This is a genomic window from Clostridium celatum, from assembly GCF_021412605.1.
Classification (GTDB): domain Bacteria; phylum Bacillota; class Clostridia; order Clostridiales; family Clostridiaceae; genus Clostridium; species Clostridium celatum.
The window spans coordinates 53599-77773 of sequence record NZ_JAJKGM010000012.1 but is presented as its reverse complement, the minus strand read 5'-3'; the positions used below and the strand labels follow the sequence as shown (position 1 = coordinate 77773).

Annotated in this window: 21 protein-coding genes; 18 read left to right on the top strand and 3 right to left on the bottom strand. The window is 26.7% G+C overall.

Annotated features, from left to right (window positions below):
• The first annotated feature begins 100 nt into the window (after positions 1–100).
• From LPC13_RS07390 to LPC13_RS07360, 7 genes are all read left to right on the top strand, one after another.
• The gene (locus tag LPC13_RS07390) at positions 101–1405 is read left to right on the top strand and encodes a cobyrinate a,c-diamide synthase (protein ID WP_005215831.1); all 1305 of its coding nucleotides are present in this window, start codon (positions 101–103) and stop codon (positions 1403–1405) included.
• 67 nt (positions 1406–1472) lie between these two features.
• Positions 1473–2288 carry a GNAT family N-acetyltransferase gene (locus LPC13_RS07385; RefSeq protein WP_005215834.1) on the top strand — a complete coding sequence of 272 codons (816 nt, stop codon included), beginning with the start codon at positions 1473–1475 and terminating at the stop codon, positions 2286–2288.
• Positions 2289–2606: 318 nt separating this feature from the next.
• The gene (locus LPC13_RS07380) at positions 2607–2972 is read left to right on the top strand and encodes a DUF2089 domain-containing protein (protein ID WP_005215836.1); all 366 of its coding nucleotides are present in this window, start codon (positions 2607–2609) and stop codon (positions 2970–2972) included.
• A 19-nt stretch (positions 2973–2991) separates the two neighbouring features.
• Positions 2992–3375, top strand: a complete 384-nt coding sequence (locus tag LPC13_RS07375; RefSeq protein ID WP_005215838.1) for an SHOCT-like domain-containing protein — start codon at positions 2992–2994, stop codon at positions 3373–3375.
• Positions 3376–3384: 9 nt separating this feature from the next.
• Complete coding sequence (locus LPC13_RS07370; protein WP_040420155.1) at positions 3385–3612, top strand: hypothetical protein; 228 nt, start codon at positions 3385–3387, stop codon at positions 3610–3612.
• A gap of 49 nt (positions 3613–3661) precedes the next feature.
• The gene (locus tag LPC13_RS07365; protein ID WP_005215841.1) at positions 3662–4945 is read left to right on the top strand and encodes an MFS transporter; all 1284 of its coding nucleotides are present in this window, start codon (positions 3662–3664) and stop codon (positions 4943–4945) included.
• A gap of 86 nt (positions 4946–5031) precedes the next feature.
• Positions 5032–6237 (top strand): BaiN/RdsA family NAD(P)/FAD-dependent oxidoreductase, encoded by a 1206-nt coding sequence (locus tag LPC13_RS07360; protein ID WP_195245074.1) that lies wholly within the window; start codon positions 5032–5034, stop codon positions 6235–6237.
• Positions 6238–6319: 82 nt separating this feature from the next.
• On the opposite strand, the gene LPC13_RS07355 is transcribed toward LPC13_RS07360, so the two are convergent.
• Genes LPC13_RS07355 through LPC13_RS07345 form a run of 3 tightly spaced genes read right to left on the bottom strand, consistent with a single transcriptional unit; the run spans position 6320 to position 7304 of the window.
• Entirely contained in the window at positions 6320–6880 is a 561-nt protein-coding gene (locus LPC13_RS07355) for a manganese catalase family protein (RefSeq protein WP_005215845.1), read from the bottom strand.
• A gap of 14 nt (positions 6881–6894) precedes the next feature.
• Positions 6895–7143: a spore coat protein CotJB gene (locus LPC13_RS07350; RefSeq protein ID WP_195245075.1), complete on the bottom strand. Its 249-nt coding sequence runs from the start codon at positions 7141–7143 to the stop codon at positions 6895–6897.
• An 11-nt stretch (positions 7144–7154) separates the two neighbouring features.
• On the bottom strand, positions 7155–7304 hold the full coding sequence (locus LPC13_RS07345; protein WP_005215848.1) for a spore coat associated protein CotJA: 150 nt from the start codon (positions 7302–7304) through the stop codon (positions 7155–7157).
• Positions 7305–7526: 222 nt separating this feature from the next.
• Between LPC13_RS07345 and LPC13_RS07340 the strand changes: the two genes are divergently transcribed.
• From LPC13_RS07340 to LPC13_RS07290, 11 genes are all read left to right on the top strand, one after another.
• On the top strand, positions 7527–8174 hold the full coding sequence (locus LPC13_RS07340) for a hypothetical protein (RefSeq protein ID WP_005215856.1): 648 nt from the start codon (positions 7527–7529) through the stop codon (positions 8172–8174).
• A gap of 117 nt (positions 8175–8291) precedes the next feature.
• Positions 8292–10070 carry an FUSC family protein gene (locus tag LPC13_RS07335; RefSeq protein WP_195245076.1) on the top strand — a complete coding sequence of 593 codons (1779 nt, stop codon included), beginning with the start codon at positions 8292–8294 and terminating at the stop codon, positions 10068–10070.
• A 269-nt stretch (positions 10071–10339) separates the two neighbouring features.
• Positions 10340–11212, top strand: a complete 873-nt coding sequence (locus LPC13_RS07330) for a ComEC/Rec2 family competence protein (protein ID WP_195245077.1) — start codon at positions 10340–10342, stop codon at positions 11210–11212.
• A 49-nt stretch (positions 11213–11261) separates the two neighbouring features.
• Positions 11262–11984: a hypothetical protein gene (locus LPC13_RS07325; RefSeq protein WP_195245078.1), complete on the top strand. Its 723-nt coding sequence runs from the start codon at positions 11262–11264 to the stop codon at positions 11982–11984.
• A gap of 235 nt (positions 11985–12219) precedes the next feature.
• Entirely contained in the window at positions 12220–13281 is a 1062-nt protein-coding gene (locus LPC13_RS07320) for an AEC family transporter (protein WP_005215861.1), read from the top strand.
• Between the two features lie 170 nt (positions 13282–13451).
• Positions 13452–14450, top strand: coding sequence for a 2-hydroxyacid dehydrogenase (locus LPC13_RS07315; protein ID WP_234088725.1), 999 nt, complete (start codon positions 13452–13454; stop codon positions 14448–14450).
• Between the two features lie 113 nt (positions 14451–14563).
• Positions 14564–16123, top strand: coding sequence for an ATP-binding protein (locus LPC13_RS07310; protein WP_207733691.1), 1560 nt, complete (start codon positions 14564–14566; stop codon positions 16121–16123).
• Positions 16120–16794, top strand: coding sequence for a response regulator (locus tag LPC13_RS07305; RefSeq protein WP_005215866.1), 675 nt, complete (start codon positions 16120–16122; stop codon positions 16792–16794). Before LPC13_RS07310 ends, LPC13_RS07305 begins: the two co-directional genes overlap by 4 nt.
• A 347-nt stretch (positions 16795–17141) precedes the next feature.
• Positions 17142–17462, top strand: a complete 321-nt coding sequence (locus LPC13_RS07300) for a DUF5661 family protein (protein ID WP_005215868.1) — start codon at positions 17142–17144, stop codon at positions 17460–17462.
• Positions 17463–17628: 166 nt separating this feature from the next.
• Positions 17629–17937 carry a thioredoxin gene (gene trxA, locus LPC13_RS07295; protein WP_005215869.1) on the top strand — a complete coding sequence of 103 codons (309 nt, stop codon included), beginning with the start codon at positions 17629–17631 and terminating at the stop codon, positions 17935–17937.
• A 213-nt stretch (positions 17938–18150) separates the two neighbouring features.
• Entirely contained in the window at positions 18151–23988 is a 5838-nt protein-coding gene (locus LPC13_RS07290; protein WP_195245080.1) for an endo-alpha-N-acetylgalactosaminidase family protein, read from the top strand.
• Positions 23989–24175: the final 187 nt, after the last annotated feature.

Below are 24175 nucleotides of genomic sequence, written 5' to 3'. Positions count from 1 at the left end.
CAATAAATAGAAGATAATAAATATAAGAAGTAAGTTAAAAGAAAAATGCAATATTTACATAAAAATAACTACGAGATTAAATTTAAGGAGATAAACGGATATGAAAACAATAATGATTTCATCTAATTGTAGTGGAGGAGGTAAGACTACATTTACATTAGGTTTAATGAAAGCTTTAAGAAATAGAGGGTATGATGTACAAGGATATAAATGTGGGCCGGACTATATAGATACAGCTTTTCATACTGCTGTAACAGGTAAAGCTTCAAGAAATTTAGATATTCATCTAACTGGAGAAGATGGTGTTAGAGCTATATTTTCTAGAGGAGCTAGCGATTTAGCTGTAATTGAAGGGGCTATGGGGATTTATGATGGAAAAGGTATCACAGAAGAAGGTTCAGCTTATAGTATATCAAAGCTATTAGATGATGTACCTATAGTTTTAGTAATAACTCCAAAGGCTCAAAGTACAACTTTAGCAGCTGAAATTAAAGGGATAAAGGAATTTAAAAATGCAAATATAGCAGGTGTAGTTTTAAATTGTATTTCAGAAGGTTATTATCAGCTTTTAAAAAAATCTATAGAGTATAATTGTAATTTAAAGGTTTATGGTTATATTCCTAAAAATGAAGAAATAAAGCTAGGAAGTAGGCATTTAGGATTGGTTCAAAGTATTGAAATAGATAATCTTAATGAAAAGTTAGATGTTTGTGCAAGTTTAATTGAAGAATATATTGATTTTGATAGTTTGATTGAAGATTTTAAAGAAGTAAAAAAATATGAAGATAAATATCATATAGAAAATAGATATATTAAAATTGCAGTAGCTAAGGATGAGGCTTTCAATTTTTATTATAAAGAAAATTTAGAACTTTTAGAGGAAGTTGGACAAGTTGTGTACTTTAGTCCTTTAAAAGATAAGGTTTTACCTAAAAATATAGATTTTCTGTATTTAGGTGGTGGATACCCAGAAGTATTTAAAGAGGAATTAAGTAATAATAAGTCAATGCTAAATAGTATAAAATCAGCTTTAGATAATGGATTAAGATGCTATGCAGAGTGTGGTGGACTTATGTATTTAACAGAGGCTATAGATAATGTATCTATGGTTGGATTTTTTAAAGGTAATAGTGAAATGACAACAAGATTAAATAGATTTGGCTATGCTACAGTTAATATTAATAATCTAAAGATAAATTGCCACGAATTTCATAAATCAAAGGTTAATTCTGAAGAAAAGACTTTGTATAAAGTTGAGAAAATTGGATATGATGAAAATTTAATAACTTGGCAATGTGGATATAATAAGAAAAACACTTTAGCAGGATATCCACATACACATTTTTTTGGTAATTTAGAGTTCTTAAAATATATATTAGGAGATAAAAAGAAAGAAATATATTAAAGATATATTTTTTTAGATAATAGAATTAGGGTAGTATACGAAAAATGATAAAGAAGAGGAAATGAGAATGAAGCATATGGTATTAACAAGCAATAAAATGAAAGCAAAAATATTAAATTTATTATATGAAGATGAATTACTTAATGTGTTTTTAATTCAAGCAATTGAAAATGCAAATGAAGAAGATGAGATATATATTAACAAAGTGGAAGAAGGTATTAGTAGCATTTTACATATAAAGTTTGATGGAAATTCCTACTTTACAAGTTTTTATTATAAGGATGAACAGGGGTTAAATAGTATTATAAATGAGCTTAAAAATATAAAGCATAATAAGCTTTTAATTTCAGGAAAGTTAATTGATGTATCTAAAATAGTAACTAGTATTTCTAAAAAAGAAATATCATCATCAGATATATATTACAAGTTTAATATAGAGTTGCGCAATAAAAATGAAAATTATAATAATACAACTTTTAGAAAAGCAAGGAATAATAAAGAGGATATAAATATAATAAAAAAATACTTAGTTGATTTTTTTGACGCTAAATTAGAAGAAGATATTAAAGAAATAACTAATGAAGAAAGAATAAATAAAAAATTAGACACTATTTATTTTATAGAATATATAGGGCAAGTTATAGGAATGGCTAGAATCTGTGGAGAAACTAGAAATTATTGCGATATTACAGGGGTTTATATAGAGCCGTCATATAGAGGGCAAGGTTTTGGGAAAATACTTATAAATTATATAATAAATGAAGTAACCAATAAAAATAAAATTCCTGTACTTCAAACTTCATCTGATAATATAGTAGCAAGAAGAGTATATGAAGATTTAGGATTTGAAAAAGTTGTTGATTATGCATTTGAATTTTTATAGAGATGGTGTAATGCGTGTGTATATAAGTATATATAGAAGAAATAAATTTTATAAAAAAATATATATAAGTTATAAATATAATGACTAAGATATATAGAATTTAGATTGAAAACTATTCTTTACTATAATGGTAAAGGGTAGTTTTTATTTTATATAAATTCAAACTACTAATTAAAAAAATTAAAATTAAAATAAAATAAATTAAAAATTTGAAAATATAAATTAAAAAAATTAATATAAAAATTAATATTTTTAATAGAAATATTTACAGTGTGAAAATATAATGGTAATATATACATAAGAAGAGGAGTTGATTGAATGTATAAGATTTTAAGCCAATGTCCGGTATGTTCAAATAATCTTAAAGCTATAAAGTTAAAATGTACTAGATGTAATACCGCTATAGAAAATGAATTTAGCTTATCAAAATTTGATTATTTAAATAGTCAGCAGCTTTATTTTATAGAAACATTTATTAAGTGTAGAGGTAGCATCAAGGATGTTGAAAAAGAACTTGGTATATCATATCCAACTGTTAGAGCTAAGCTTGATGAAGTAATATTAGCTTTAGGATATGATGTTGTAAAAGAAACACAAAGTAAAAAGGAAAGAACAGAAATTTTAGAGGCTTTAGAAAAAGGTGAGATTTCAGCAGAAGAAGCTTTAAAAAAATTAAAAGAATAATTTAGGAGGTATTTATAAAATGAATGAAGAGGTTATGAAAATTTTAAAAATGGTTGAGGAAGGAAAGCTAAGTGCAGATAAGGCAAAAGATTTTATAGAAGCTTTAGACAATGATAAAAAAGCTGATGAAATAATATCAGTAAAAGATTATGATAATAAAATGTTGAAGGTTAATATACAAAGTCATGAAGGGGATCAGGTAAATGTTAAATTACCAGTAAAGGTTATAAAGAGCATAATTAAAGTTACAGGTAAGATACCAATGGTATCAAATGAGATGGACGGTATTAATATGGATGAAATGATGGATATAATAGCAAATTCATTAGATTCATCAGTTATGGGAGAAATAGTTAATATTCAATCAGCAAAAGGTGATGAGATAAAAGTGTTTGTTGAATAGGTGAGTAAAATGAAAATTAGTATAAATACTGGAAATAAAAAAATATATATACCAGTTTCATTTTCATTAGCAAGCGCTTTTGTAATGATGATTCCTAGCAAAGAAATATCTAAAGAAGATAAAAAAACAATACTAAGTATATTAAAAGTATGCAAAAAAGAGTTAAAACCATATAAAGGTCTTGAGATTATTAATGTTAATTCAGCTAGTGGTGAAAAAATAATAATAAAAATATAAAAAATTAATGGGGATTATATTTAAATAATAAAAAATTGGGGGCATAATAATGAAATTTAAATTATTAAAGGATAAAAATTTTTCATTATTGATGTTTGGAAAAATAACATCATTAATAGGAAGTTCTATGCAAAGTTTTGCGTTATCTTTATTTGTTCTTGCAACAACTGGTTCTGCAACAAAATTTGCAAGTATATTATCAATTGCACTTATACCACAACTTATATTTGGACCGATTGCAGGAGTATTTGTTGATAGATTTAATAGAAAGAAAATACTAGTTATTTTAGATTTAATTAGTGGAGTAGTAGTATCTATTTTTGCAGTAATATATTTTATAACTGGAGAATTGCCAATAGGATATATATATATGCTTGCAATTATACTATCGCTTATTTCTACACTTTTTCAACCGGCACTTCAAACAGTACTTCCAAGCATAATAAAAAAAGAAGATTTAGTTGATGCCAATGCTATGAATTCACTTATATTAGCAATTGGAAATTTAGCAGCACCTGCAATTGCAGGTATTTTATATGGTTCATTTGGATTAGAATTTATATTTATATTAAATTCAATTACATTTTTTGTATCTGCATTTTCAGAATGTTTTATAGATATTCCTAAAATTAATAATAGTGAAAAGTTAAATTTAAAATTGTTTTGGGATGATTTTTCTAATGGAATAAAGTTTAGTTTATCAAACAAAACAGTAGCTTCAATAGTAATATTAGCTATGATGCTAAATTTTGCATTAGGATCTTTTACAGTAGGAGTAACATTTGTATGTAAAAGAATATTAATGGTTTCAGATTTTCAATATGGGTTAACAGAGTCTATTTCAGTTGCAGCAATGATGATATCAAGTTTACTTACTGGTTACTTGGCAAAGAAATATACAATAGGAAAAAATGTATATAAGAGTCTTTTATATACTGGAATAGTAACAGCCTTTTTTGGAATGGCAGTATTTAAACCGTTTTTAAATATTTTTTCAAGTAGTTTAGTACCATATATATTTATAATGATGTTAGGATTTGTAATAGGGTTATTTATTGGTATTGCTAATATATTTATAGGAATTTATTTTCAAACAATTGTACCTTTAGAATACATGGGGAGAGTTGGAACAGTACAAAGCACAGTATGTATGGCTGCAATGCCATTAAGTAATATGATGTTTGGATTATTATTTGACAAGATAGATGCAAGTATAATTTTCCCTATATCAGCAATATTGGTAATAATACCTATTTCGTTTTATAGAAAAGTACTATTGTCTGTTGATATAGATAAACATAATACAAATGAAGAAAATTTAGTAAATGCATAAATAAAAATAAGCCAGCTTAATTGGCTTATTTTTATTATATGATATAATGATTTAATGAACTAAGGAAAATTAGCGAGGTGTATATTATGGCTAAAGTTATAGTTGTTGGGGGAGGACCTGCCGGTATTATGGCAGCGATTACTGCAGCAAAAAATAATGAAGTTACATTAATAGAAAGAAATAAAGAAATAGGAATGAAATTAAGACTTACTGGTGGTGGTCGTTGCAATATAACTAATAATAGAGATATAGAAGAGTTTTTTGATAAAATAGTAAATAATAAAAAGTTCTTATATAGTGCTTTATATACATTTTCAAATTATTCACTTTTAGAGTACTTTAGCAATAATGGATTAGAATATAAAGTTGAACTTGATGAAAAAGTATATACAAAGAGTGATAAAGCAGATGAAGTTATAGATTTATTAAGAAATGACTTAGAAAAAAATAAAGTAAAAATAAAATATAATACTATGATTACAGATTTAATAGTGGAAGATGGAACTATTAAAGGTGTTATAACTTCTTTTGGTGAAAAGATATTTGGAGATAAAGTTATAATTACAACTGGTGGTAAGAGCTTCCCTCACACAGGTTCAGATGGGGCTATGTATGATGTGTTAGAAAAGTATGGTCATACTATAACTCCAATTCATGCAGCGTTAATCCCTCTTGTTATAAAAGAGGAATTTGTAAAAAGGCTTCAAGGGGTTGCAATGAAAGATGTTGTAGTTTCTGCTAAAGTTAAGAAGAAAAAGTTTGAAAAGTTTGGAGATATGTTATTTACTCACTTTGGAATATCTGGTCCAGCAGTATTGAAGTTATCTTCATATATTACTAAGGCATTACTTGATGGAGAAGTAGAAATTACTTTAGATTTCTTAAGAGATAAGTCAAAAGAAGAAATTTCACAAATAATAAGAAATAATCCGAATAAAACTGTACTTAATAACTTAAAAGGAATACTTCCACAAAACTTCTTAAAAGTAATCTTTGAAATCTTAGGATTAACAGAAGTTAAAGCAAGTGATTTAAAGAAGGAAGATGAAAATAAAATTATAGAGTATATGAAAGAAATGAAGCTTACAGCAAGAGAAACTTTATCTATTAAGGCTGCACAAGTAACATCTGGTGGAGTAAAAGTTAAAGAAATTAATGCTTCTGATATGGAGTCTAAAATAATAAAAAACCTTTACTTTGCAGGAGAGGTTATAGATATAGATGCAGAAACTGGTGGGTATAATCTTCAAATGGCATTTTCAACAGGATATCTAGCAGGAAGTGATTTTTAATATTATATATGAACAGTAGATAAGATATGTATTCTTATCTACTGAATTTTTATGGTGTAAAATTATAAAGTAGTTAGTTTATTCAATAATTAATATGATGTTGTACATCCATTAATGCTTCTCCAAATCTTTGAAAATGAACAATTTCTCTTTGTCTTAAAAATTTAAGGATATCTTTAATATCATGATCATCAGTTAAGTTTATTAACCATTCATAAGTTGCTCTAGCTTTTTGCTCAGCGGCCATATCTTCATGAAGATCAGCTATTACATCTCCTTTAGCTTGAATATAAGTTGCTGTCCAAGGATTTCCTTGTGCATCAGTATAATATAAAGCTCGTCCATGATCAGTATAATGAGCGGCTAAATCAGCCTTTTTTAAATCTTCTAAAGAAGCATTTGACATTAGTTGATAAACCATAGTGGCAATCATTTCAACATGAGCCATCTCTTCAGTGCCTATATCTGTTAATAAACCTTTAGATTTTCTAGTTGGCATAGTATACCTTTGATTTAAATATCTTAAAGCCGCGCTTAATTCACCATCAGGTCCACCGTATTGAGACATAAGAAATTTAGCCATTCTTAAATCATTACATTTTAAGTTTATTGGATACTCTAAAGTTTTAACATAATACCACATAAATTATCCTCCTTTTAATAATTTTCCCAAGGCCAAGGGGTTGCTATCCAAGCTATTGGATCTTCAGTTGAAGCAGAACCAAAGTTTCTTAATGGGCCAAAGTTATATTCATAATTAGTTATTAGATAATCTAATCTTTCAGATATTTTTTTGTAATCATTTATAGCTTTTTTATTGGATGGAAAATTATCAAGATAAAGATTAAGTTCGATAGCATAAAATTGATATTTTCTAATTTCATTTAATAAATCTATTTCACACATAGATATTCCTCCTAATATTTTTTATCATATGCTTTATAAGGCTTATACAAATCATTGAAAATAGTGCCAATCTTTAATGCTGCTTTAGGGTTTATAATATTTTCGTATTTTTGTGGTATAATGAATGCCTTTGCATAATCATTTTTTTCGCTTTTGTTCATAAGATATCATCCCTCCATAAGTGTATATATATTTATACTATGAAATTAGAATTTATTATGTTACAGGTTAATATGTTATAGAGATAATTGATTTTAAAGTGTTATCTACATATTAATTTAATCATATATCTTCAACTAAATCTTAACTTTGTAGCAATTTATAATTATGAATAATATTATAATAAGAAATAGCTTTTTCAAAAGTTATAAGGAAAAAATTTTATGAATTATAATGGTTTTAATAGCTTTGAAGATTTTATGCGCTTTTGTGGAGTCAAAGTAGATACAAATACATCTTCAGAAAATAAAAGTAGTGATTCAGATAATACAGAGGATGATGATAAAACATCCAGATGTGAAAATTGTAAACCTGGAAATGGACAAGGAGAGGCCGATGAGAAGGCTAGAAATGCAGATAGTGATATTCCAGGTGGATTTCAAGATATACCACCACAGCTTTTACTTGTAATTGGAGAGTTACTTGGAAACATTATAGCAGGTAATCTTCCATTTAATGTTCAAAATGTAGTTGGAAATTGGTTACAATTAGTAGGTCAAGCAATTGAAGTTTTTAATGCACAACAACAATATTATCAAGGTGGACCAGGTAGATATTATAATTATATATATAGGAATGTAGCAAATCCTTTTTGTACTAGTTCCGTAGATGAATCTCAAAAAAGTATAAGTGTAAATGAAAATGAGCAAAAAAGTAATAAGGGTAAAAGAAGTAATAAAAATGGAAGCAGTAGTAAATCATCAAATACTAGTAGTGAAATAGAAGAATTAAAAGAATGTATATGTTATTTAACTAATCAAATACAAGAATTAAAAAATGATATAGATAAATTAAAAAATCAGAAAATGTAAAGAGTAAATATTAATATCTCTTTACATTTTATTTTTATTAAAGAGAAAAATAAAGAGAGAAAGTTAGATTAGTTTACTAAATATTAATTATAAATATTGAAGGATGAGATTATTTATATGTTTGAAAAAATAATAAGAAAATACAATATTAATACTAGAGGGATGGTGATAAATGGGAGTGTAGCGCTTATTATTGTAGTTATAATTGCTAAGTTTTTAGGAGAAAAAAATATAATGTTAGCAATTCCATTAGCTTTAACATCAGCAGTTTTAGGAAGACAAAATTTATATGTTAAGCCAGTAAATAAAATGTTTAAATTTATAATAATTGACATAATCATTGTTATATGTGCATTTATTGCATCTTTAAATATGTGGAGTGGAATTATAGTAGATTTATTAAGTATATTTTTAATAATTTATATGATGGTATCACCATATGACTTAACATTTTATAAACCATTTTTAATGCTCTATATATTTAGTCAATATTCTAAGATATCAATATTAGAGTTACCAAGTAGAATTATGGTTATAGTAATTGGGCTGGTAGTTATCTTAGTTGTTAATTATATAAAAAAAATAAATGAAAAAGACATTTTAGGAAATAGTATTAGAAAATCGATGAATTTAATAAAAGAGCAATTGGAAAATATATCAAAGGAAAGCTATGATAATAAACTAGAGGAAAAATGCTCTATAATAATGAGAGGATTAGCATATAGAATATATATAACTAGATATAGAAAATACTTTACTACTAATTTAGGAACTATACAATTTAACTTATATATGAATATAGAATATTTAAATCTATATTTAAAAGAAATACAAGTGAAATTTGCAAGAGAAAATATAAATGAAGATTATTTAAAAAATATAAGATTACAAATAGATAATATTATAGAAATATGTTCAGAAAATAAAGTTGAAAATAATGAAAAAACTATTGATGACACTTATTATGAATATAAATATTGTAATAAAGATTTAGATTTTCTTCAAAATATAATAAAAGAAATATTCTTAAATATAAAAAGACTAAAAAATATAAATATTAAAGATATAAATAAAATATATAAAGAATGGGAAAGAGATGATTTTGATAAAACATCAAAAGTTTTTAAAGAATATCTTCGTGTTGATTCAATAAGATTTAAATTTGCTATGAGAATGGCTGTAGTGCTAACAATAGCATTGTTTTCAGCAGAAGTTTTAGGGTTTTATAAAATAATTTGGGCAGTTATAACAGTAATGTCTGTAATGCAACCTTATTATGAGGATACAATAAAGAAAACTAAAGATAGAATAATAGGAAATGTAGTAGCTATAATATTTACAGGGGTAATAATTAACATTATAAATACAAAATATTTTACAATTACAATATTAGTTATATCAACATATTTACTTTTTGCTTTTAAAGATTATTCTAAAATTTCATTATTTGCAGCAATTTCATCTATATGTTTATCATCTTTATCAGAGAGTATCAATATATTAATATTTTATAGAGTTATATATGTAATTGTAGGATTAATAATAGTACTTATAGCAAATAAATTTATATTTCCATATAGATTAAAGGATGGACTGGTACAGCTAAAGGAAAAAATTATTAGGTACGATAACTATTTTATTGAAAGTATAAAAGAAAATTTAGTTCATAAGAATAAAGAAAATAGAATAAGGGATTTAATAGTACATATAACACTTTTAAATGAAAAGTTATATCTTAGAAATTTACAGTGTAAAGATAAAAAAATTAATGAGTTTATAAATTTAAATAATAATTTTATAGTAAAGATAGGATACGATATGCTTATTAATGATAATAAAAATAAAAAGGAAAAGATAGATAAAGAAATATATGAGATGTATAGAAAAATAAATTAAGTATGATTTCATATAAAACAAGGTGCAAATTAGTAATAGGGGAAACTAATTTGCACCTTGTTTTTTAGGATAATATCAATATAAAGGGAAATTAACTATAAAATTTTAGTTTTATAGTTAAGTTTTAAGAAATAGTATTTGTCTAAATTATAAGTAAATAATATGTCAATGATGTGTCAATGAATAAAAAATAATAAAATTATTATATTATATACAATATATGGGAATAATATATAGTAAGATATATGCAAAAAGAGAAAGGGAGATAAATGAAGTATGATGTATTAAATAAAATTTCAACTAGATTTATTATTATTTTATGTGTAATTATTTTAAGTGTTTTAAGTTTAGTTAAGTATAAAAGTGATAGTCAAAAGTGGATAGATGCAGATGTTACAGTAAAGATGCCCTTTGAAATAAGTATTTTAGATATAGGGAAAGCAGATTTTATACTAATTGAAATAGATGGAAGCTATATGGTTATAGATTCTGGTACGTATGATGATGGAGAAAAAATATATGAATATTTAAACTTTAAGGAAGTAAAGGATATTGAATATTTTATACTAACTCATAATGATAAAGATCATATTGGAGGGTCTCCATTTATAATAGAGAATTTTAATATTAAAAATTTAATACAAGCAAATTATAAAGTAAATACTAATCAGTATAATAAGTATTTGGATTGTTTAGAAGTAAAAAAAATAAAGCCTATATTATTAAAAAATAATATGGAATTTGAGATAAATGACGCAAAGATTAAGTTATATCCAACTAAAAAAGAAAAATATGAAAAATCAAATGATTATTCCATTATTATTAGTATAGAATATGGTGAATATAAATATTTGTTTGCAGCAGATGCAGAAGAAGAAAGAATGAAAGAATTTGTTGAAGATAATTCAGAGAAATATACTTTCTTAAAGATGCCTCATCATGGAATATATAGCAATTATACAGAAGAATTTTTATCATCAGTAGAACCAAGATATGCTATTGTAACTTGCTCTAAGTTTAGATATCCTAATAAAAAGACAATAGATTTATTAGAAAAATATAACATTAAAACCTTTTATACAAGTAGTGGAGATATAATTATAAAGAGTGATGGTGAAAAGATTTATTTTAATCAAAATTAGCAAGAAAAATATGATATAATTAACTTAAAATGTAAGGGGTACTTGGGGGATGAACATAAAGATTATTTGCTTAAATGAAGATAAGATAGAGTTTGAATTTAGTGATGGGGCATTTGAATATATAGAAAGTTTAGATATTAAAAATAAAAATATAAATAAATTTTATAAAGTAGAAAAAGATATTATTAAAATAGAAAATTGTACATTATTAAATTTAGAAAAAATAATATTTAATAATGCTAGATTGAAGAATAGTTTATTAATGGTAATGATACGAGAAATAAACGAAAGTAATATAAATATAATAAGTACTTTAAGTAAAATTAATAATTCTATATTAATAATGGGAAAAGAAAATTTATTCAATGAAGATAGTAAAAAAGAATTTAATTTAATTAAAAATATAGTTATTCTTAATAAATTAATAGAGGATAAAAAAATAAACCTTAAATTATTAATGTTTATGCTATCTAATAACGAGATTTTGAGTAGCATAAAATTAAATCAAAGTAAAAAGTATATTATTATTGAAAACAAAAAAAATATAGGACAGATAGTTTTATCACTACTTAAACAATTTAAATATATACAATACAATAAAGAATATATATGTTACCTGTATTCTAGGGAAGAGATTAATTTAGAACAAATATCATATTTAGAAGATCCTATAAGAGAGTATATAGAGAATGATGATATTTTAACAATGGTTAATTTGAGTAGTGAAAAAATTAACTATGATGAATATGTATTAGTATTATTAAGTAAATAAATAAAAATATTTTAATTTAGTGAAAGTCTAATCAAACGCTGTATTACAGAGGTTTAATTAGACTTTTTTATTATTAATAACAAGGGAATATTGTTAAAAAAATAACTTAAATAACTTAAATAATTATTTAAAAATTAAGATAAATTGTGGAAAAATGTCGAGGCTTGTACAATAAAGTTGTAATTAGAGAAAATGTTTTTTAGAATGTTAAAAAATATACAAAAGGAGAAATACTATGTTAGAAATTATTAAAAAAACTTTAACTGATAATGCAATATTAGGTGCAATATTTTCATCAGTAGCAATAATTCTTTTAGGTTTTTATTTAAGAAAAAGAGAAATTTTAAATTCAAATGCATCTAAGATGCTAACAAAATTGGTTCTTACAATTTCATTACCAGCTTTAGCATTTACTTCATTTATGAAAGATATAAATGGGGAACAATTAAAGCAAGGTATGAGTATTTTAGTATGGGGATTTGCAATTTATATTGTATTAATACCAATAACTAAATTAATGTATGCAAGAGTTAAGGGCGATAAGCAAGATGTTTATAGAGTTCTTACTATATTTGGCTCAACTACATTCTTTGGTACACCTATAGTTACTGCAGTATATGGGGCAGTAGGTACTATGTATTCAAACATATTTAATATTGCTTACAGAGTGTTCTTGTATTCATATGCATTTATAAAAATGTCCGGAACTAAAATGGATAAAGAAAACCTTAAAAAGAATATGAAAGAAATATTCTTAAATCCAATTATAATAGCTACATTTTTAGGATTATTTATTTGGTTATGTCAAGATATGCTTCCACAAGTAGCAGTTACAGTTAAAGGTGAAACTGCGAACTATGCATTCTTAAGAATTGACCAAACATTACCATGGCTTTATAAACCACTTACTTATTTAAGTAATTTAGCATCACCACTTGCTTGGATTTCAATTGGAGCTACTTTAGCAGAAGTTCCTTTCAAAAAGGCAGTAGCACAAAAAGATGCTTGGGGATATAGCTTAATTAAAGTATTATGTATCCCAGTAATAAATTTAGCTTTATTATTAGTTGTTAGTAAATTCGGTATATTACCAGTTTCATTTGAAGGAATGGCAACAACAGTAATAATGATGGCAGCTCCAACAGCCACAGTGGCAGCAGCATATGCAATTAGCTATGATAGGGAAGCATTATTTACATCAAATTGTTCATTGTTATCAACAGTAGTAGCAGTTGCAGCTATGCCAGTATGGATAGTTATATTAGAAATTATAAGAAATATAGGATTATTTGCTTAAGTAAAAATCTAAAGCGTGTATTTAGTAAATAAAATTATTTTATTGCTAGGTATTTAGGTTAATAGCAAGTATAACCATATAAAAAAGGACAAGCCACTCTATAAAATAATAGAGTGGCCATTATCCTAAAATAAATTTATTAGAACTTAATTATAAAGGAGATAAATATTATGATAAAATTAGTTTGTTATGGTGTTAGAGAAACAGAAGTTCCATTTTTTGAAGAAATAAATAAAAAATTTGGATATGATATAAAATTAGTTACTTTAGGTCTTAATCATGAAAATGTTAAGGAAGCAATTGGTGCTGAAGCAATTATGGTTAGAGGAAACTGTAAGGCTGATAGACAAAACTTAGAATTATTAAAGTCTAATGGATTACAATATGTTTTAACAAGAACTGTTGGATTTGACCATGTTGATTTAGATGCAGTTAAAGAATTAGAGTTAAAATGTGCTAGAGTTCCAGGGTACTCTCCAAATGCTATAGCTGAATTAGCAGTTTCTCATGCAATGATGTTACTTAGACATACTGCTTATACTGTAAATAGAACAAGAGAAAAGAATTTCGTTGTTGATCCATTTATGTTTAGTAAGGAAATTAGAAATTGCACAGTTGCAGTTTTAGGAGCTGGTAAGATAGGATTAACTACAGCTAAGTTATTTAAAGGCTTAGGAGCAAGAGTAATAGCTTATGATGTATTCCAAAGTGATGCGGCTAAAGAAGTAGTAGAATTTATGGAGCTAGATGATGTGTTAGCACAAGCTGATGTTATTTCAGTACATATGCCATATATAAAAGATGTAAATTATCATATGATTAATGATGAGTTTATAGCTAAAATGAAAGATGGAGCTATATTAGTTAATACAGCTAGAGGTGAAGTTCAAGATATAGATGCTATAATAAGAGCAATTGAAAGTGGTAAATTAAGTGGATTTGGTACTGATGTTTTAGAAGGCGAATCGGCAACATTCTTTAAGAATTTAAATGGACAAACATTAGAAAATCCTTCACATGAGAAATTAATAGATCTTTATCCAAGAGTATTAGTAACTCCACATATTGGTTCATATACAGATGAGGCACTAACAAACATGATAGAATACTCTTATGAAAACTTAAGAGAATTATTAAACGAAGGAATTTGCAAAAATAGTATAGCTTAGTAAAGATATATTATAGTATAATTTTAATATTTTAATTAAAAAAAGGAGTGTTAATCACTCCTTTTTTGAGCATTAAAAGTAAATAAAAGGACAAAATTAAAATGGTGAGATTAATGAAAATAAAATTAAAGTTTAAAAATGTCATAATGTTAACTGCTATAATTATTACATTTATTCCACTAATGCTATCATACTACATTTTTGTATCTTCTAAATTATTAGATATAAATGCAAATATAAGAAATGATTTGCAAGAAATGGGATACTGTATATCAAAAAGTGAACTTGTTGCTGAAAAACTTTATAATAGAAAAAATGATATGGCTATACAAGAATATACTAAAGGATTTATAGAAAACTTTAATAATGTTGATATTATTGTAATAGCAGATATGACAGGAGAAAAATACTCACATTTAGATGAAAATCAAATTGGGCAAATATATGTTGGGGAAGATAAAAAAGAAGTTTTGAGAAATGGAAGTAGCTATTATTCACTAATGAAAGGCTCTATGGGGACTACTTTAAGATGGTTTCAACCTATATTTTATAATGAAAAACAAGTTGGTTTTGTTATGGTTGGAAAATATAATGAAGATATAGTGGTAATTAACTCAAGAACTAAGTTAAATTATTTTATGTTATTTATAGCGTCTTTAGCTATTTCTATAATTGCATCTAGGGTATTTGCAAATAAAGTTAAAAAATCAATATTAAATATGGAACCAGTTGAAATTGCAACTTTATATAGAGAAAAAAACATTATATTAGACAGTGTAAAAGATGGAATTATATCATTAAATAAGTATAATAAAGTAATTGAAATAAATAAAATTTGTTATGAGATGTTTGAAGATTTTAAAGTTGAAGATATAACAGAAAAACTTAACTTTTATATAGATAATAGGCAAGATGTTGAAATGAAGGAATTTATAATTCAAGGTAAAAGAATATTTGTTACAATTAAGCATATCATATTAGAAAATAATTGCCCAAGAGTAATTATAACTTTAACTGAACGAGGACCTATTAATAAAATTGCAAAAGAAATAACAGGTGTGGATGAAGTTATTAAAAATTTAAGAGCTAATGTTCATGAATTTAAAAATAGCCTTTATGTTATTTTGGGGCTTATTGAAATAAAGGCTTATGAAGATGCAAAAAAATATATATTAAAGGTACAAAAAATGCAGGAAAATTCAAGCAATAAATTTGCTAAGATAGAAGATAATTATGTAAGGGGATTATTAATTAGTAGAGATTTAGTTGCAAAGGAAAGAAAAGTTGAGTTTTTCTTAACAGAAGAATCATTTTTATATAAAAATCATGGAGTAATCGATTCGAATGATATAGTAACTATACTTGGAAATTTAATTGAAAATGCTTTCGAGGCTTGTGCATTATTAGATAAAATACATAAAAAAGTTGAAGTTACTTTATATGAAAATGAAAGTATAGTTGAAATACAAGTAAGGGATAATGGAATACCTATTAATGAATATATAAAGAAAAGAATATTTGAGCAAGGGGTTTCCTCAAAGGGTGAAGGAAGGGGAACAGGATTGTATTTAGTTAAAAATAGAGTTGAGCTTTATGATGGAGAAATAAATATAGAAGATTTTGACGATGAAAAAATATTTGTAGTAACAATTTTAAAGGGGGAAAAGCAATGATTAATGTATTGATAGTTGAAGATGATCCAATGGTAGCATTTATAAACAAGAGATATCTAGAACAGATTGGAGGAATTAATGTTTTCGGACCAGTTATGTATGAAAAGGATATTATTAATATTTTAGAGAGTGAAAAAATAGATTTAATATTATTAGATGTATTTTTACCACAAAAAAGTGGAATAGATATATTAAAATCTCTAAGAAATAAAAGCTTTTTTACTGATATTATAATGATTACAGCAGCAAATAGTAGTTTAGAAGTTAAAAAAGCTTTTGCATATGGAGTGGTAGATTATTTAGTTAAACCTTTTGAGTTTAAAAGATTAAAGGAAGCTGTAGATAAGTTTAAATTAAAAAATAATATGATGCAAAAAGACAATCTACTAACACAAAAAGAAATAGATAAATTATTAATAAATGATAACTTAGATGGAGAAACTACTTTACCAAAGGGATTGAATAAAAAAACATTAGATAAAATTTTAAGCTTTTTAAATGATAATTCTAATAAGGTATGGACTTTAAGAGAGATTGCATATGAGATAAAAATAAGTAATGTAACTGTTAAAAAGTATATGGATTATCTAGAAAAGATAGATAAGATAAAATCAGAAATGACATTTGGAAATGTAGGAAGACCAGAACATAAATACACAATAAATAAGTAAAATTTTTATAATATAGAAAAATATGGTATAATAAATGTAAATTTATATTGGGGAGGGATATTATGTTATATGATAAGTATAAGTATATTGGATTTTTAGGATTAATATCTTTAATTGGACTTAAGGGATTTACAACGCATAATTATCTGTGGTTTATTTTTTTTATTAACTATTTATGGTTTACATTTTTTTATGAAAATAGCATAGTCTATAAATTAAAATTAATAAAAAAGTAAATTGTTTATATTGGTAATTAAAGATAGGGTGAAATAATTATCACTAAAACATTATAGTAATTAATTACATATAATAACTAGTAATTAATTTATAAGGTTTAAGGATATAAGATGAATAATACTAAATGGTATTTAATTAAATTAAGAGGTGATGCTAATAAACTTTCTTTTACAAGTGTGGAAGCATGTGAAATAGCAAAAAAGATAGGTATTGATTTCACAAAGGAAAAGTTTGATTTAAAGCAATTCACTAAAGGAATTAATGTAGAACTTGAACATGGAACTAAATTTAAGAATGCGAATGTTACCAATAATGACCCAATTTTAACTGGAAAAATTGCATATGCACATCTTTTAGAATTTCCAGATTATTATACTAGATTAGAGCAGCTAGAAAAAGAAGCAAATGCATATTGGTCAAAAACTAAATAAACTATAAAATAAAAAGATTTTCACAAACTAAATTAATTAGTGGAAATCTTTTTTATAGTTATGTGATAAAGTTACATAGCGAATTTTGTAATAGAAACAATAATCTTTAAAATGAATATAATTTATTAAAAGAATTTTTTTAATAAAATAATTAGGAGATTTAAAGATGAAAATAATTAATGAATCAGAATTTATAAATGAAGTTAAAGAAGGATTAGTTTTAATAGATTTTTATGCTGAATGGTGTGGTCCTTGTAGGATGTTATCTCCACTTTTAGAGCAAATAAATAATGAAGATGATGAAATTAAGGTTGTTAAGGTTAATATTGACAACTCTATAAGATTAGCAAATTATTATCAAATTCAATCAATACCTACTTTAGTATTATTAAAAGATGGTCAATTTATAAATAAAATGATTGGATTTAATCCTAAAAAGAAAATTGAAGAGTTAATATCTAAGGGAAAAGAATAATAAAGAGAGACTTTATGCAAGAAGCGTAAGGTCTTTTTTAAAAACCAAAATTATACTTTTAATACTTAAAAAGTAAATATATTTACTAAAATAACAAGATACTTATATAAATAAACAATTTATTAGAACTAATTTTACATAAAATGTATTAAAATAAAGAAGTAAGGGTGAAAAGGTATACAATAGGATTAGAGTATGAGTGGAGGTATTATTATGATAAAAAGAAATGCAATGAATAAAAATATTGCTCTTATTATTGCAGCTGCAGTTACTGTAGGGCAAATACCAGTTTCAGCATTAGCAGATAATTATAATGCTGTTGCTATTGAACAAAACATAGAAATGTATGCATCTCAAACAGAGTACATTCAAGAGTATGATAACTATTCAAGTACATCTTGGACAAGTTTAGTTGGTGGTGGGACTTATGTTAAAGAAATGGATAACGCAGTTCCAGATACAGAAGGTAAAAAAGGATATTTAGAAATAAATAGAACTGAAGGAAATAATTTTGTTTTCTTAGAAAATCAAAGTCCAAGCTATCAAAATTTTGAAGCAGAAGTTAGATTTCAACTTAATCCATCAGAAACAGATACAGCTACAGGAAGATTTGGACTTGTATTTAGAGGCCAGGATGCAAATACTTTTGGATTTGTAGGATATAATAATGATGGAAAATGGTTAATTGAAAGTCCAACAGCATGGAAGGATGATATTAATGGTCCAACTATTGAAGCTGGTCAATGGACAACAATGAAGGTTAAGGTTGTAAGAAATCACTTAACTTTAACTGTAAATGGTGAAGAGATATTTAGCGATAATGTTTCTTTAGGCAATTTCCCAACTGAAGCAGGGAAGTTTGGATATAGAACATGGTTTGATAACAAAACTGTATTAGTTGATTATTTAAATATAAATGAGGTAATTGCGCCAACAGAAATATCATCCGTAGAAGAATTAAATATGTCTACAATTATAAATGTTGAGCCAGAATTACCATATAGAGTTAATGTAACTTATCCAGATGGAACAACTGGACAAGAAATTGTTATTTGGGATTATGTTGATCCAGCACAATATGCAGAAGAAGGAACTTTTGTTGTTGAAGGTATTATAAAAGGTGCAGCAGAATCAGCACCAAAGGCTAAAGCTAACATAACAGTTAGAAATAAGGTAGCTTACTCAACAGACTTTGAAACTGCAGAAACTAGTGGGGATTGGAAATCATTAAGTCCAACTGTTTTAGATAGTGTAGTTGAAAATGGGGTTGTTAATGTTCTTATGAATGGAAAAGCGGTAGGCGCTGATATGGCTTCTCCAGATGTTAAGAATTTTATATATGAAACTGATTTCTCAATGAGTAATGATAATGGAAGAATAGGTTTAGGATTTAGAATTAAAGATGAAAATAACTGGGGAGCTATTTGTTATGATGCTGGAAATTGGGTATGGAAAGCAAGTACAAATGGTTCAGATGATTGGGGTTCATTCCCATCTTCATTTAAATTAGAAGCTGGTGAAACTTATAGAATGAAGCTTGAAGTTGAAGAGGGAAGAGCAACTTTATCTATTAATGGTCAGACATTAGGAAGTGTAACTTCAGATAAGTTCCCAACCACAGCAGGTAAGATTGGTTTAGTTGGATGGCATGGAAGCAAGACTATTACGTTAGATAATGTTAGTGTTACAGAAATAACTCCAGAAACTGAAGCTGATTTACCAGAAGTAAATGCACAAACTATTGAATCAGATGTTATGTCAGTTAAGCTTGATAATACCTTCCCAAGAGTAATTGAATACAATTGGAAGGATGATGGTTCAACTTTAGCTGGACAAAATAAGAGATCTAACAAGATTAATTTAAATGGTAAAAACTATACTCCGGTAGTTGAGTGTGTTGTAGAAGGAAATAAAGCTACGTACACTATGTCAATTGAAGAAATTGGTGTTACTTTAACGACTGTTATGAGTGTTGAAGATAATAAAATTAGAATGGAAGTTACTAATATTGAAGAAACTGGTGATTTCTTAGTTAAAAAGGTATCTTTACCTAACCAAAGTTTTGCAACAGTAAGAAGTGATAATGGTGGTGCTATTGCAGCTGTGTTATCAACTGGAGCATGGCATCAAATTACAGATGAAATAAGTACTGTTGATGCATTAGATCCATCAGAAAAAGCTAAGACTTATGCATTTGTAAATGATAATGATTTTGCAATAACTATGAATAATAATGTTGTTGAATATTCAAGTAGAATTCTTCTTAATACTGTTAATAAGAATGGATACAAGGAAACAGGAATTGGAACTGGTGCTTGGACTTATAGAGAAGAAGTTGAAAATGGAGTAGAATACTATAGCTACGAAGATAATTTATGGGCAGAAGCTTATATAACTAAAGACCAAAATGGTGATGATATTGTAGATTGGCAAGATGCTGCTATAGAATACAGAAATAGAGTTGAAGCACCACAAGGTGGAGAATATATTAAAGATAGCTTATCTTATATAGCATTCAACATTGGATACACTCAAAGTCCATTCTTAAGAACTTTAGATACAGTTAAGAAAATATCTAACTATACAGATGGATTTGGACAAATGGTTCTTGAAAAAGGATATCAAGCTGAAGGACATGATGACTCAATTCCAGACTACGGTGGACATATTGGTATAAGACAAGGTGGAGTTGAAGATTTCAACACATTAATTGAAGAAGGAGCTAAGTATAACGCTAGATTTGGGGTTCATATAAACGCTACTGAATATCAAAAGGATGCATTCCAATATCCAGATAACGGATCGGTAAACGAAAATTCTGCTGGATGGAACTGGTTAGATCAAGCTTACTATGTTGATCAAAGGGCTGATATAACTTCAGGAGAATTATTCAGAAGATTAGATATGTTAAAAGAAGATTTGCCTGATTTAGGTTGGGTATATGTTGACGTTTATACAGGAAACGGATGGAATGCTCACCAACTTGGAGAAAAAATCAATGATTTAGGATATCAAGTTGCAACAGAATTCCACAGTCCACTTGAAGAACACGTAACATGGACTCACTGGGGAGCTGACCCTGCTTATCCAAATGAAGGTGGAACAAGTGAAATATTAAGATTTGTAAGAAACTCTACAAAGGATGGATTCTTATCTAATCCATTATTAAAGGGTAACAAGCATTTATTATCAAATGGTTGGGGTAATAACCATGCTATAGAAGGTGAAAAGGGTATGGATACATTCTATAACCAAGTATTACCTACTAAGTATATGCAACACTTTGATATTATGAAAATGACTGATGATGAAGTATTATTCAATGAAGATTTAAGAGCTGTAAGAGAAGGTGCAGACATTAATTACTATAAAGATGGTAAATTGGTTGCAACTACTCCAGAAAGTACAATCGGATCAACTGGTATGGGTAAAACTAATTTATTCTTAGAATGGAACTTCGATGAAGAACAAGATACTAAGATTTACCACTGGAATCCATTTGGAACTACTTCAACATGGGATGTACCAGATTCTTGGTCAGGATTATCTAACGTTCATGTTTATGAATTAACTGACTTAGGTAGAGTTGAAGTTGGAACTGTAGATATTGTTGATGGAAAAGTTACTTTAGATGTTGAACAAAATACTCCTTATATAATAACTCAAGGAGAAGTAGCTCAAGATAGAATAGATGATTGGGGTTATGGTTCACAAATAAAAGATCCAGGATTTGACTCTCAAGAATGGAATACTTGGTCTAAGACATCAACTTCAGGAAATACAGATCACATAACATTTGTTAATGAAACACTTACAAGCAGAGCTGGTAATGATGTAGTAGCTATAACTAATAAGCAAGGAACTATATCTCAAGAAATTGAAGGCTTAGAATCTGGAAAAACTTATTCAATTTCTGCATGGGTTAAGAATAATGATAAGAGAACTGTTACTTTAACTGTTGATTGTGGTGATGTAAATGTTACTAACGTAACTACATTAGATGCATTTGCAAGACAAGGTGAAGGTCATAAATATTTAAATGATAAGTTTACAAGAATGGAAGTTGAAGTTACTGTACCAGCTGGTGTAACTACTGCAAGCATTTCTCTTGATGCAGCAGAAGGAAATGGAACAGTATATGTAGATGACTTTAGAATTTGGGAACATCCAGGACAAACTAATAAAGATGGATATGTATTCTATGAAGATTTTGAAAACGTAGATGAAGGTATTACTCCATTCTTCTTAGCTCCAGGAAGAGGAACTTCAAATAGATCTCACTTAGCAGAAAAAGATTTACTTGGAAGACAAAAAATGACTTGGGTACTTGATGGTAGATTCTCATTAAAGACTAACCAACAATCAGGTGAAACAGGACAAATGTTAGTAACTGATGATTCTACATTTAAATTAGAAGCTAATAAGACTTATGAATTAGGATTCATATACTCTTTAGCAGATGCAACTCCAGGATATACTGTAAATATTAAATCTAGAACAGCTGGAACTATAGTAAGTATTCCTTTAACATCTACAAATGTTGCAAGTGGACAATACACTAATGTAGAAGAAAGAACTACTACATTTACAACTGGAAACAATGATGATTACTATATTTCAATAGATAAGGGTTCAGGATATGCAGATTTAATTTTAGATAATATTTATGTTTCTGAAATTGATACAACTGTAGAAAATCCAGTATTAAATAAAGTTAATTTAAGCCTATCAATTAATGAAGTAGCTGTAGGAGAAGAATTAGATTTATCATTAGTTTTAGTTAATGGATTAATGAATAATGGTTCTAAAGCAGATTTAAGTGATGCTACAATTGAATATGTTATTGATAATAATGAAATTGCTACAATAGAAGACGGTAAATTAGTGGGCTTAACAAATGGAGTAACTGCTATTACTGCAAATGTAACATCTAATGGAAATACAATTTCATCTAATACAGTAACTATAAAGGTTGGAGAAGTAGAAAATGAAATTCCACCAGTAGTTGAAGTAGATAAATCAGGATTACAAGCTGTAGTTGATAAAGTAGATACTTTAATAGAAAGTGATTATACTCAAGAAAGCTGGGCTAATCTAATTGTTGCTTTAGAAGCTGCTAATTCAGTTTTAGCAGATAAAGAAGCGACTGAAGAAGAGGTTAAAACTGCAACAACTAATTTAGAAGCTGCAATTAAATCTTTAGAAGAAAAAGAAGAAAATGCATTTAAGGCTCATTTAGAAATAGCAGTAGAAGAAGCATTAAAAGTAACTGAAGCTGAACTTTCTAATGTTGTACCAGTTGTTGTTGAAGAGTTTAAAGCAGCAATTGCTGAAGCACAAGATATATTAAATAACAATAAAGCTACTCAAGCTGAAGTAGAAAAATCATTTGATAGATTAGCTAAAGCAATGCAAATGTTATCTTTCCAAAAGGGAGATAAAACTAACTTAATAAGCTTAATAGAAAGAATAGAAGCTTTAGATTCAAGCAAGTATATAGCATCAACTTGGGATAAGTTAGCTATAGCTTTAGAAGCATCAAATGGTGTAGTAGCTGATGAAAATGCTATGGAAGCAGAAATTGTAGAATCTTATGAAACATTATTAAAATCATTCTTAGAATTAAGATTAAAACCAAATAAGGATGCTTTAAATGATTTAATAAATAAAGCTGAAAGTTTAGATAGTAGTAAATATACTGAAGAAAGCTTTAATGCAGTTAAAAAGGCATTAGAAGAAGCAAATGCTGTATTTGCAAATGAAGATGCAACAATAGAAGAGATAGAAGTAGCTGAAGAGAACTTAAGAAAAGCTATGAATTCATTACAAGCTAATTCAGGAAGTGGAAACAATAATTCAGGAAATAGTGGAAATAATGGCGGTTCAAATAATGTAGGAAATAGTGGTTCTACAAATAACTCAGGAAATAATGGAAATTCATCTAACAGTGGAAAATTACCACAAACAGGTGGAACTCCAGCTGTAGCAGTAGGATTGTTTGGTACTATATTAGCTGGAATAGGTGCTGTATTCTCTAGAAAGAAAAAATAATCATAAAAATTAAATAAGTAAAACAAAAAAGAATTGAGAATTAAGAAAATTCATAGAATTAATCTTAATCTCGGTTCTTTTTTTGTGTGTAAAAAATACTGCATAATAAACTTAAAAACAAACACGCAAGATAATTATAAAAATTAGCAACTTTTAATAGTTAAAATATGTAAAAAATGAATTAAAA